We start from the raw sequence: 12510 nt of genomic DNA, 5'->3' as shown, positions 1-12510 counted from the left end.
AAAAATCGAGCCTTTTATATTGTAAATAAGGTTAAAAAAACTTAAAAAATTCAATAATAATAACTAATTATTTAATTATTAATGTGATATCCGTTCAATAATAGACAATATTCAGCCAATAATGCAAACAGAGTAAATGTATAAGTTATTGATCCTGTCAGAAATCTGAAGGATATAAAAACCCGTTCCTGAAAACGGGTTAAATCTATGGCGGTAAAACTTATTTTTTAGTTGCTCTCGCGGAATCCATTTTTTAACACTTGCTGTATCTCCTGTTCTCATGGTGTCCGCAGGCATAGGATTGGCTGGAGCAGTCATTGTGTCTGAAGGTACGGTATCAATAACTGCACTGTCGGCTGTCGTTGTATTATCCACTTTGGTTTCCTTTTTACAACTTAATACGGTTAAGCCTAAAAGCATTAATAATAGGGTAAATTTCATAATTTTATTTTTTGGTGTGGTCCAAAGGTAACCTATTCCAATTTGTAAAAATTATGATTTGAATCATAATCCATTATTTTTAATTATTTCGCAAATTTTTTAGTTCCCGCAACACATAAGATCACTCCAATGGTAACCCCCAGCATCCCTATACTCACCTGTTCATGAAGAAAGTAAGCTGCGAGGCCCAGTCCGAAAAAAGGCTGCAACAGCTGCAGCTGCCCTACCGTGGCAATACCACCCTGAGCCAAACCTTTATACCAGAAGATAAAACCGATGAACATGCTGAAAAGTGAAATATAAGCCATCCCAAACCATCCCTGGAAGCTTACCGTTTCAATATGATCCGGAAAGTAAATAAAAAACAAAGGAATCATAACAGGCAAAGCCAATACTAAAGCCCAGGAAATAACCTGCCAGCCGCCTAACGTCTTGGACAATTTCGCTCCTTCCGCGTATCCCATACCACATAAAATCACTGCAAGCAGCATCAGAACATCTCCGACCGGCGAAGCAGATATCCCTTGTGACACAGCATAGCCGATCACTAAAAGACTTCCTACTACCGAAAAGAACCAAAATATAGGATGAGGCCTTTCTCCACCCCTAAAAACCCCGAATACAGCAGTTGCCAGAGGAAGCATACCCAGAAATACAATGGAATGCGCAGAAGTTAAATACTGGAGGGCCAGTGCAGAAAGAAGTGGAAAACCAACCACACAGCCCAAAGAAACCAAAACTAAAGGAACCAGCTGTTCCCTGACAGGACGTTTTTCTTTACCTATCCATAAAACTATAAAAGCAAGTATCCCTGCAATAGCTGCACGTACTATGGTGACAAAGATCGGGCTCATTTCCATTACCGCTAATTTGGTAGCAGGTAATCCGCCACTAAATAATACTACACCAATAAAGCCGTTGATCCAGCCGCTTATATTCTCATCTTTGGATATTTTTTCAGTCAGCATTTTTATATTTTTTAATTATTCAAAATTATAAAGCTGAAATGGATAAACACAGTCCCAGTTTTGTATATTTGCATGAGCACAGTTTAAAAAAAATGAGTAAAGAATTTATCTATACAGAAATTGCCGAAGGCATTGCTTCCCAGATCAGAAATGGTGTATTGAAGGCCGGCGACAGGCTTCCTTCCGTAAGAATGATGTGCCAGGAACATCAGGTAAGCATGAATACGGCAAAGCGGGTTTTCCTGGAGCTTGAATCCCAGTCTTTAATTGAATCCAAGCCCCAGTCCGGGTATTTTGTCAGCAGGCTGATGTCTGTAAAACTTCCCCTTCCTGAAATAAGCCGCCCTTCGCTGATTGCCAATAATGATGAACCGGACGAGCTGATCAGCAAAGTGTATGAAAATATGGGAAAGAAAGGAATTACGTTTTTCTCTATAGGAATTCCTTCAGGAGATCTTTTGCCACAAGCCCAATTAAAAAAGAGATCATTAATGCCACCCGTGAATTAAAAGAAGGCGGAACTGAATATGAGGAACTTCAGGGTAACTTAAAACTGCGAAGAATGATAGCCGTGAGATCTTTACAATGGGGAGGAAACCTCAGTGAAAATGATTTGGTTACTACAAACGGCGGTATGAATGCACTTTCCTTCTGTCTTATGGCTTTAGGAAAACCGGGTGATACGATTGCTATTGAAAGCCCATGTTATCCGGGTATTTTGCAGCTTGCCAATGGACTAGGTCTGAATGTACTCGAGCTTCCCACCCACCCGACTACAGGAATTGAAATCGATGCTTTAAGAAAAGTAATTCCCCAAATTAACCTCTGTCTTCTGATACCTAATTTTAACTCACCATTGGGAAGCTGTATGCCGGATGAGAACAAAAAGGAAATTGTGAAAATTCTTTCTGAAAATAATATTCCCCTGATAGAAGATGATGTTTACGGGGATCTTTATTTCGGTTCCAGCCGCCCGAAATGCTGTAAATCTTTTGATAAGGACGGAAATGTACTGTACTGCAGCTCAATTTCGAAAACTCTGGCCCCGGGATACCGTGTTGGATGGATTGCTCCGGGAAAATACAAGGATAAGGTGATGAAACTTAAGCTGCTTCATTCCACTTCATCCATTTCTATCGTAAATGAAGCCGTTGCGAATTTTCTTAAGTCCGGACGATATGAAAAGCACCTTCACCAGATGCGCAGGGCACTGCAGAATAATTACCGGAATTATGTGCAGACCATCGCAGACTACTTTCCCGAAGGCACGAAAACCAGCCGCCCGCAGGGAGGTCTTTCCCTTTGGGTAGAATTTGATAAAGGCATCCGTACTACTGAGCTTTACGATCTGGCCATCAAACAGAATATCAGTATAGCACCCGGCAGGATGTTTACCCTTCAGAACCAGTTTGAAAACTGTATGCGCTTATGTATCGGTCTTCCCTGGACGGAAGAAACAAAATTGTGTCTGGAGCAGATCGGAAATCTGGCCAAAAAGATCTGATCTTATCTGTCCGGAACGAAGTTCTTGCGGGCCAGCTCTTTTCTTACCCTGCTCAGGCTTTCCGGGGTGATCCCGAGATAAGAGGCTATCATCCATTGCGGAACTCTCAAAAGCAGGTCAGGATACATTTTGATGAATTTCATATACCTTTCTTCTGCCGTTTCGCCCAGTAAGGAATTGATCCTGTTTTGAAGGCTTCTGATATGCTTCTGTAAAAGGAAATCACTTCTTTCAATGCTGTTCGGGAACTGCTCTACCAGTTTATTGAAGAAGTCAGGATGAAGAAACAGAACTTCCGTATCTTCCACCGCTTCTATATAGTAAATAGACTTTTCGTTAAAATAAAGACTGCTTCTGTCAGAAATAAGCCAGCTTTCAGGCGCAAACTGTATGATATGTTCTTTTCCGTTCTTATCAATGGAGTACATTTTCAGCAGTCCTTTTTCTACAAAGAATATATATCTGCAGATTTCACCATACTGTAAAAGAAACTGATTTTTAGGAATTTTCTTTACTTCATAGTGTAAGCTGCACATGTTCACTTTTTCGATAGGAACATTAAGTACTTTAGCTAAATAAGTGTTTATATTCTTCATTTTAAGATCTGGCTTGATATATCTTCATGTGATGCGCTGTTGATGACTTTTCCGTCTTCTATTACAATCAGCTGCGGGCTCTCATGCCTGATTCCAAGATTTTCAGATATTTTATTTGAAACCAGTCTGTGTCTTAGCAAATCTAAGTAATATAATTCCACTTTATGATCTAAATTATCTATTTCTTTTTCAAAATTTCTCAATACAGTTTTGCTGATGAAGCATCTTGTTGAATGTTTGAAAATAGCAATTTTATGGTGATAGGAGCTTTCAATCGCCTTAGCCAGATCTTCTTCAGTTTCAAGATTTTTCCAGAAAGATTCACGCTCAGGGTTTTGATTTTCTTTTCCTCCGAATATTTTATCAAAAAAACTCATAAATTAAATTGTTTTAAATGGTGATCCAGATGTTTATACTCTAAAAATCCCCAGTCTTTTTCAGTCATTTTGCCAAATAACCTGTGACGCTCCGGAAGATTCTGATTTTCAGATGCCGTCCGGAAAGCCTTCATTGTATTCAGCAGATTGATTTTTGATTCATTAAAATCACATTCAAAATTAACGATTAGTTTTTGAAAAGTAGGCATTTTTGGGGAATTCCATTATTAAAAATCCGCATTTCCCTTTTAGTTAACGCTCCTATTGTCCTGAAAAGGATATTTATTTCCGGAAGTTCTACCTGCCTTAAAGCCACCTGCAGCACAAGATCACAATGTTTCAGCATCTGTGAAGCCGTCATTTTCCCCCATCTTGGAGGAGTATTTTCAGTGAGCAGGGAAATTCTGTGAATAATTTCCTCAAAATAAACCGGATTATGCAGGCTTTTCCTTACCACCCCTTTTCTTTCTTCAAATTTTCAATATGAGCAAAATGATGATTACAATGCCAGACATACATCGCGAGGTAGCTTCTCAGGTCGTAATCGCGGTTTTGTTCAGGATGATGAAAAGTTCTTTCAAATTGTTTATTGGTAAGGCTTTTAAGCAGGGCAGCCCATCTTTGATGAGTCCCTTTTATCATTCTCATAGCAGGTTTTATCGGCATGCTGACACTGTCCTGAAGCTCTGCCCATTTGGCTTCGTCATAAGGTCTTATGGTAGGATTTTCCTCCGTTAATGCCAGTTTGAGACGAATAAAACTGTTGATGTGGCTGTCTGCAATGTGATTCACCAGCTGCCGTACCGTCCATCCTCCTTCTCTGTACGGGGTATCCAGCTGATCATCCGAAAAGTCTTCTATCAGATTTTTAAGTTTTTCCGGAAAGTTCTTGATGACTTTAATATATTCATCAAGTTTGATATCACAAATAGTATCGGGTTGCTGGTATTCACCGATGGGAAATCTTTTCTGTTCTAAGTTGCTCATTGGAATAGGTTTAATTTTTTGGACAGTTTTTAAATGATCGGGCTCGTAAATTTATCAAAAATTCAAGAATTTAAAATGAAGAAAGCATTAATTGTAAAGTTTTACAAACCGGGAATTTACATTGAAAAAGCTTCAATCCTGAAATTGAAGCTCTTATTGTTTTATGTATCGGCTAATAACCATGTAAATTAATGCCTTCCGTTCTCTGAAGTGTTACTTTTTTACCCATTTTCTTCTGAATTACCCTGAAATGCTGCAGCTCATCATCCGTCAGGATACTGATAGCCGTCCCTTTTTCGTTGGCACGGCCTGTTCTTCCGATACGGTGAATATAGTCCAAAGGAGAACGCGGCAGTTCGTAATTGATGACACAAGGTAAAGATTCAATATGGATTCCACGGCCAATCAAGTCTGTTGCCACTAAAATCTGGGCTCCGTTGACTTTAAATTCTTCTAAATTATTCCTTCGGGCACCCTGGGATTTCTGGCTGTGAATGGCTACTGCTTTTATTTTATTCTTCTTAAGCTTTTCTACCAGATTATCTGCCGATCTTGTAGATGAAACAAATATCAGGGCTTTTTCAACTTTCTTTTCTTTGATCAGATAACGCAGAAACGGACCTTTATTTTCAGGAGAGACATGGTAGGCCAGCTGTTCGATATTGTCAATCTCAACTTCTTCTTTTTTAATTTCAATGATGACAGGATTGATGGCCAACCGCTCCTTCATTTCGGCCACCTTATCATTCAAAGTCGCTGAAAACAGAGTCGTCTGCTTTACAACAGGCATCAGAGCGAAAAGCTTATTCATTTCTTCCCCAAAGCCTAATTGAAACATTTTATCCGCCTCGTCAATAACCAGATGTTGAATTCCTGAAATACTCAATGCATTATGACCAATTAAATCCAACAAACGGCCGGGCGTTGCAATAAGAACTTCTACCCCGAACATTCCTTTCATCTGCGGATTGATAGAAACACCGCCATAAACTGCCATTGTACGGATCTCACGTTTTAAATTTCCTGTGAAAGCTTTGAAAACTTCATCAATCTGAATGGCTAATTCACGGGTTGGAACCAATATTAGTACCTGGACATTCCTATCTTTTTTAACTTCCGAATTTTGTAGTTTTTCCAAAATAGGCATCACAAAACAGGCTGTTTTTCCGGAACCCGTCTGCGCAATTCCCATCAGATCTTTTCCCTGCAGAATAACAGGAACAGCCTGCTCCTGAATAGGAAATGGTTTCAGATAGCCTAATTTGTTGACAGAACGGATAATATGATGTGATAATCCTAAAGATTCAAATGACATAAAAAATATTTATTTACTGCAAAGATAAGCTATTGTATCTGGTAAAGCTTTACTAATTGCTGTAAACGGGCTTTAATGATTCAATCTTATATTCAGTTTAAAAAAATTATTGCCGATTTGTCCGATAATTCAGTTTTGGAGAGTTTTTTGAGTAATTTTATCAAAATTCGAGAAATCTAAATATGAAAAAAGCGTTAATAATCGTAGATGTACAGAATGATTTCTGTGAAGGCGGCGCATTAGCAGTTCCGGAAGCCAACGAGGTCATTCCTTACATTAATCTTCTGATGGAAGAAAATGAATACGATCAGATCGTTCTCACCCAGGACTGGCACCCGGCCGACCATAAAAGCTTTGCCAGCAATAACAACAGAAAAGTAGGCGAAAGTATCATCCTTAACGGGGTTCCACAGTTTATGTGGCCGGATCATTGTGTACAGGGAACTTTCGGGGCAGAGTTCCATAAAGACCTGAACAGGGATAAGGTAACCCATATTATTCAGAAAGGAAAAAATACAGAGATCGACAGCTACAGCGGATTTCAGGATAATAACCACTTTATGAAAACCGGACTGGATGATTTTTTAAAATATCACGATATCCAGCTTGTTGAAGTAGTGGGCCTTGCTTTAGATTACTGTGTGAAATTTACCTGCCAGGATGCAGTGGCCAACGGTTATATCACTTGTCTTCATTTCAACGGAACAAAAGCAGTGAATGTAAAACCCGATAATGGCAGAGATGCTATTTATGAGCTGATCCAGAAAGGAGTTACAGTGCTAGGGTAAAAGATAAAAGTTTGATGAAATTTTAATTTAAAAGTATATTCATTCGATAAACAAAAAGGCGCAGAAATAAATTTCTGCGCCTTTTTATATTATACTTTCTTAAGCGAATAAATTGAGTTTATTAAAGCATCTTAAGATTATTAACTTCCAGTTCTGTAAGGATTCTCCAGTGTCCACGTTTGATATTCTTCTTGGTAAGACCGGCAAACATTACTCTGTCAAGAGCTTCCACCTCATATCCAAGTCTTTGGAAAATTCTTCTGATCACACGGTTCCATCCGATATGAATTTCAATTCCGACTTCATTTTTTGGTTTTCCTTCAATGAAAGAAATCTGGTCTACAACGGCTACCCCTTCATCCAGACGAATTCCTTCCGCAATCAGTTTCATGTCTTCATGGGTAAGTTTTTTATCCAGTGTTACATGGTAGATCTTTTTGGCATCAAAAGAAGGATGCGTAAGTTTTTTCGTCATATGCCCGTCATTCGTTAAAAGAATAACCCCTGTGGTAGAACGGTCCAGTCTTCCTACAGGAAACAGACGGTATGGTGATGCATTGGCCACCAGATCCATTACGGTTTTTCTGGCTTTATCATCCTTGGTTGTAGAAATATATCCTTTAGGCTTATTCAAAAGTACATATACCGGCTTTTCAGGAGTAATGCCCTGTCCGTCGAATACAACTTTATCGGTCTTCTGAACCTGGTACCCCATTTCTGTTACTACCTGTCCGTTTACCTCTACCAGCCCTTGTGTAATCAGTTCGTCAGCTTCTCTTCTGCTGCAGATTCCGGAATTGGCGATATACTTATTAAGACGGATGGTATCTTTATGAACATCCTTGTCAATCTTGTTCAATCTTCTTTTCTGTACAAAAGATCTTGCCTTGTCATCATTTCTGTCATCCCCGCTGGATGGTCTTCGTCCATATTTTAGGCTGCCTCTTTCATACTTGTCTCTGGTATCAAAATTTTTACCGCCTCTTTTAGAAGCTGGTTTCCCGAAGGTTTTTCTCTCACGTCCTTCACTGGAATTGGTGATATAGGCCCTGCTTTCGTTTTTTGCATCGTCATCTTTGTCTCCGCTTCTTTTGAAAGGTTTGGATTCAAACCTGGAATTGCTTCCTTTATGGTCAGAATTTCTTTCACCTGCTTTTGGGAAGGACTTCTTAAAAGGTTTTGATCCTGAAGAATTTCCAGATCTGGAAGCACGAGAATCATCAGAATTGTTTCTTGTTGAAGTTCTTGGTCTTTTGGGTCTTTCTGAATTATTATTATCTCTGCTCATTCTAAAAATTTCTGCAAAGATAGTAATTTAGTTACGAGTTAAAAATTAAGAATCATAACTTTGCAGAATAGTTCTATTTTAAATTTAAAGAAACTCCAATAATGATAACAATATTAAACGATGATTTTTCTCAATTAAATAACTTCCTTCACGAAAAATCTTTCAGTAAGATCTTTATTTTGGTTGATGAAAACACCCATGAATATTGTCTTCCGGTTCTTTTAGGCAACATGGAAACAGATTTAGGCTTCGAAATTCTGGAAATTGAAGCCGGTGAAGAAATGAAAAATATCCAGACGGCCAACCAGCTTTGGGAGATTCTTACCGAAATGCAGGCAGACAGAAAAGCGCTTGTCATCAATCTTGGCGGCGGTGTTATTACAGATATGGGCGGATTTGTGGCTTCTACCTATAAAAGAGGTATTCAGTTTATCAATATCCCTACTACCCTTTTGTCCATGTGTGATGCCTCCATCGGAGGGAAAACCGGGATAGACCTTATGCATTACAAAAATATGGTGGGAACCTTTGCCTTTCCCGAGCAGATCTTTATCTACCCTAAATTCCTGGAAACCCTTCCTTTCAAAGAACTACGAAGCGGTTTTGCAGAAATGCTGAAACATGGTCTTATCGCTGACAAGGCTCACTGGGACAGCCTTATTCAGATTCATAAGCTTGATGTGGATGCAGTAGTGCCTCATATCCAGTCTTCAATGGATATTAAGCAGGATGTGGTGGAAAAAGATTTCCATGAAAAAAACATAAGAAAAACTTTAAATTTCGGACACACGATCGGACATTCTTTAGAAAGCCTTTGCCTTAGTCAGGGAAATCCTATTCTTCACGGTGAAGCAGTAGCTATGGGAATGATCTGTGAAGCACACCTGGCCTATCTTGAAGGTCTTATTCTGAAAGAAGATGCAGCGAGCATTATCGATCATATCCAGAGGTATTATCCTTACCTTGATATAAGTGACTTTACAGATGAAAGCATAACTGCCCTTCTGCTGAACGATAAAAAAAATACGGACAGTAAGATCAATTTCTCTCTTCTTACGGGAATAGGCTCATGTACCTATGATCACCAGTGCAGCCGAGAAAACATTTTGAAGTCTCTGGATTTTTACAGAAATATCAATAATGCGTAAATTGTTATTCAAAATCAACATCTTTTCTGTATAATTTTAATGAAGCAAATAATTTAGACTTCCTCTAAACAAATGTTTAGTTGAATTTTTAATTTTATGAATATCAATATTTTACAGTTTTATTAATTTAAAAATCGAGCCAATTAATCACTGACATTTGTCATGTTTTCTGTTTTTGGCAAGCAATTTGAAAGATACTCTCCGTCAAACTCAGTAGTAAGGTTTGACAGTAGTAAAATTTAAAATTAGAAAATAGTAAAATATTAAAAAATTAAAGTTATGAAAAAGTTAATTTTAGGATTAGCAGTAACTGCAAGTTCACTAGCTTTCGCTCAGCAGACTCCATCATCTTCTTCTAACCCGGTAACATTCGGTGTGAAAGGTGGAATGAACGTATCTTCTCTTTCTAAAGACGAAGGTCTTGATGATCAGAAGTCTAAAATCGGTTTTAACGCAGGTGTATTTGCAAACATTCCAATCGCTGAATCTTTCAGTGTTCAGCCAGAGGTTTTATACTCTCAGTATGGATCAAAAGCAGATCAGACAATTTTTGGAACTAAATATTCTACATCTACTAAACTAGATTATATTGCTGTACCGGTAATGTTCCAGTATAACTTAATTCCAAATCTTTATGTAGAAGCTGGACCAGAGTTCGGGTTTTTAGTAAGTGCTAAAAACAAATTGAAAAATGAAAATAACGGAAACTCTACCACTTCTGATAATTACAAAGACCAACTACAAACTTTCAACTTTGGTATCGGTCTTGGTGCAGGATATTACTTTACTCCTAACTTAGGAATTACAGCAAGATATGTAGCTGGGGTAACTGATATTTTCAAAGATAATTCTGGTGATGCTATTAGAAACAATACATTCCAGGTAGGATTAGCTTATAAATTCAAATAATAAGCTTTTACATTCAGAAAACAAATTTTATATTCAATAAGAAAACCGGATTATTTATTAATCCGGTTTTTTTATGATGTTTATTTTTAATTTGATGTCTTTGGCAAGGAGTTTGCCTATAATGAGGTAAGCTGGAAAACCTGATTTCATCTGTGTTGTACAGCAAAGTTTCTTCATATATAAATTGATTTCAATAGAAAAGGTCAGGTTTATTCATTTAAGCCTGACTTTTTCGCCTTAAACATGACTTTTGTCATTTTAATCCCTTTGGCGGGAATTTTGATAGTGGTGAGAAGATCAATTAAAATTTAATAATCATGAAAAAACTAATTTTAGGTGTAGCATTTGCAGGAAGTCTTTTGGTGAATGCGCAGGAAAAAACCAAATCTTCTTCACCTGTTACATTAGGAGTAAAAGCAGGACTTAATGCTTCCACACTTAGTAAGGCAGATCAATATGACAATGATCAGAGGATAAAACCGGGTTTTAATGCAGGAGTGTTTGCTAATATTCCGGTAGCGGAAAAATTCAGTGTTCAGCCTGAGGTTCTTTTTAACCAGGTAGGTTCAAAAACAGAAGAAAGAGATGAATTCTACATTAATTCGGACAGATACAGAAGAGAGGTAAACTACAAAAAAACTTTGAACTATCTTACTATTCCTGTTATGGTACAATATAATATCCTTCCTCAGCTTTATGTAGAAGCAGGACCTGAATTCGGTTTTCTTTTGGGAGGAAAAGATAAAGGAGATATTACAACGATCAGAAATTCCGGTAATACCACTGTTACAGAAACATCAAACTTCTCAGGCAAGATCGTTAAAGATTTGTACAATACATTCAATTTTGGAATTGGTATCGGAGCAGGATATTATTTTACTCATAATTTTGGTGTAACTGCCAGATTTACAGCAGGCATTACGGATATTTACAAACACAACGGTGGAGACGCTATCAGAAATAATGTATTCCAGGTTGGTGTAGCCTATAAATTCAAATAATAATATATATATTTTCAACAGATGCCGGGCTCTCAGGAGTCTGGCATTTTTTATTCTATCATGTTTGTAATCCTGAACTTTACAGCAAACAAAAATGGACTTTTTAACAAACTGATTCATTCTTTCATTACAGAAATTTGTACCATAAAATTTTAATAATGAAAAATAAAGAAACAGTTTTGGTAACAGGCGGTTCCGGTTTTATAGCCTCGTATTGTATAATTACCCTGCTTAATAAAGGGTACAAAGTAAAAGCAACACTTCGCTCACTGAAAAAAGCAGACCTTGTAAAACAGATGCTGAAAGAAGGAGGCATTACTTCTTTTGATGACTTATCATTCGCGGAAGCTGATCTTCAGAACGAATCAAGCTGGGAAAAAGCCGTTGAAGGTTGCCAGTATGTCATCCATGTAGCCTCCCCGACTCCCCATACCGATGCCAGAACAGAAGATGATTTTGTAATTCCTGCAAAAAACGGGGTCCTTTTTGTTCTAAAAGCCGCAAAACGTGCTGGTGTAAAAAGAGTCGTTCTTACATCGGCTTTCGGAGCGGTAGGATTTGGAACGTCAAAAACAACGCCTTATACCGAAGAAGACTGGACGGTGCTTAATGACAGTGTATTTCCATACCAAAAATCAAAAACAATTTCTGAAAAAGCGGCCTGGGATTTTATAAAAAATGAAGGAGCAGGAATGGAACTTGCCGTGGTGAACCCTACCGGAGTGCTGGGGCCTGTTCTGGCAGACGATTTTTCACATTCTATCCAGAATATCAGTCAAATGCTGAATGGCAATATGAAGGCCTGTCCTAAAATTGTTTCAGGATATGTTGATGTACGCGATGTTGCCGATCTTCATTATAAGGCTATGACACTGCCACAGGCAAACGGCCAGCGGTTTATCGCCGTTGCCGGAGGAGGCTACTCATTATTGGATATTGCCGATATTCTCAGAAAAAATCTGGGTAGCAAAGCGGCCAGAGTACCTTCTAAAGAATTACCCAATTGGTTTATCAAATTATTAGCTATATTTATTCCTAAACTGAAAGCCGTTAAACCTTATCTGGGTATGGTAAAAAAAGCAAGCAGTGAAAAAGCGATCACCATGCTGGGATGGAAGCCCCGTCCCATTGAAGAAGCTGTTTTAGCTACAGCAAACAGCCTGATCAAGATGGATTTAATAAAATAAA

At 38.1% G+C, this 12510-nt stretch carries 13 protein-coding genes and 1 pseudogene; 6 read left to right on the top strand and 8 right to left on the bottom strand.

Annotated features, from left to right (window positions below):
* Nucleotides 1-111: 111 nt before the first annotated feature.
* Complete coding sequence (locus tag N4G44_RS09485; RefSeq protein WP_474926268.1) at nt 112-441, bottom strand: hypothetical protein; 330 nt, start codon at nt 439-441, stop codon at nt 112-114.
* 83 nt (nt 442-524) lie between these two features.
* On the bottom strand, nt 525-1409 hold the full coding sequence (locus N4G44_RS09480; RefSeq protein WP_474926266.1) for a DMT family transporter: 885 nt from the start codon (nt 1407-1409) through the stop codon (nt 525-527).
* Nucleotides 1410-1501: 92 nt separating this feature from the next.
* On the opposite strand from N4G44_RS09480, the pseudogene N4G44_RS09475 reads away from it, so the two are divergent.
* Nucleotides 1502-2913 (top strand): annotated as a pseudogene (locus N4G44_RS09475) (aminotransferase-like domain-containing protein).
* Nucleotides 2914-2915: 2 nt separating this feature from the next.
* On the opposite strand, the gene N4G44_RS09470 reads toward N4G44_RS09475, so the two are convergent.
* The 5 genes from N4G44_RS09470 to N4G44_RS09450 all read right to left on the bottom strand — a co-directional run bounded on the left by N4G44_RS09470 (nt 2916) and on the right by N4G44_RS09450 (nt 6188).
* Nucleotides 2916-3509, bottom strand: a complete 594-nt coding sequence (locus tag N4G44_RS09470; protein WP_048504108.1) for a Crp/Fnr family transcriptional regulator — start codon at nt 3507-3509, stop codon at nt 2916-2918.
* Nucleotides 3506-3886 (bottom strand): bacillithiol system redox-active protein YtxJ, encoded by a 381-nt coding sequence (gene ytxJ, locus N4G44_RS09465; protein WP_474926265.1) that lies wholly within the window; start codon nt 3884-3886, stop codon nt 3506-3508. Before ytxJ ends, N4G44_RS09470 begins: the two co-directional genes overlap by 4 nt.
* A gap of 187 nt (nt 3887-4073) precedes the next feature.
* Nucleotides 4074-4343 (bottom strand): hypothetical protein, encoded by a 270-nt coding sequence (locus N4G44_RS09460; protein ID WP_474926262.1) that lies wholly within the window; start codon nt 4341-4343, stop codon nt 4074-4076.
* Nucleotides 4337-4873: a YfiT family bacillithiol transferase gene (locus N4G44_RS09455; RefSeq protein ID WP_474926259.1), complete on the bottom strand. Its 537-nt coding sequence runs from the start codon at nt 4871-4873 to the stop codon at nt 4337-4339. Before N4G44_RS09455 ends, N4G44_RS09460 begins: the two co-directional genes overlap by 7 nt.
* 172 nt (nt 4874-5045) lie before the next feature.
* On the bottom strand, nt 5046-6188 hold the full coding sequence (locus N4G44_RS09450) for a DEAD/DEAH box helicase (RefSeq protein WP_474926257.1): 1143 nt from the start codon (nt 6186-6188) through the stop codon (nt 5046-5048).
* Nucleotides 6189-6370: 182 nt separating this feature from the next.
* Between N4G44_RS09450 and pncA the strand changes: the two genes are divergently transcribed.
* Entirely contained in the window at nt 6371-6976 is a 606-nt protein-coding gene (gene pncA / locus N4G44_RS09445) for a bifunctional nicotinamidase/pyrazinamidase (RefSeq protein WP_048504104.1), read from the top strand.
* 121 nt (nt 6977-7097) lie between these two features.
* On the opposite strand, the gene N4G44_RS09440 is transcribed toward pncA, so the two are convergent.
* A complete protein-coding gene (locus N4G44_RS09440; protein WP_474926254.1) occupies nt 7098-8264 on the bottom strand; it encodes a pseudouridine synthase in 1167 nt (388 codons plus the stop codon).
* A 101-nt stretch (nt 8265-8365) separates the two neighbouring features.
* Here N4G44_RS09440 and aroB point away from each other — a divergent pair, with 101 nt between their 5' ends.
* The 4 genes from aroB (at nt 8366) to N4G44_RS09420 (ending at nt 12509) form a co-directional block, all read left to right on the top strand.
* On the top strand, nt 8366-9412 hold the full coding sequence (aroB, locus tag N4G44_RS09435; RefSeq protein WP_474926252.1) for a 3-dehydroquinate synthase: 1047 nt from the start codon (nt 8366-8368) through the stop codon (nt 9410-9412).
* Between the two features lie 279 nt (nt 9413-9691).
* Nucleotides 9692-10321, top strand: coding sequence for a porin family protein (locus N4G44_RS09430; protein ID WP_474926250.1), 630 nt, complete (start codon nt 9692-9694; stop codon nt 10319-10321).
* A 317-nt stretch (nt 10322-10638) separates the two neighbouring features.
* Complete coding sequence (locus tag N4G44_RS09425) at nt 10639-11322, top strand: porin family protein (protein ID WP_474926248.1); 684 nt, start codon at nt 10639-10641, stop codon at nt 11320-11322.
* Nucleotides 11323-11480: 158 nt separating this feature from the next.
* Nucleotides 11481-12509 carry an SDR family oxidoreductase gene (locus N4G44_RS09420; RefSeq protein ID WP_474926247.1) on the top strand — a complete coding sequence of 343 codons (1029 nt, stop codon included), beginning with the start codon at nt 11481-11483 and terminating at the stop codon, nt 12507-12509.
* Nucleotide 12510 lies beyond the last annotated feature (1 nt).

It is taken from the genome of Chryseobacterium sp. GTID13 (genome assembly GCF_056172655.1).
The sequence above is the reverse complement of the archived record's forward strand: the minus strand, read 5'-3'. Positions and strand labels throughout refer to the sequence as shown.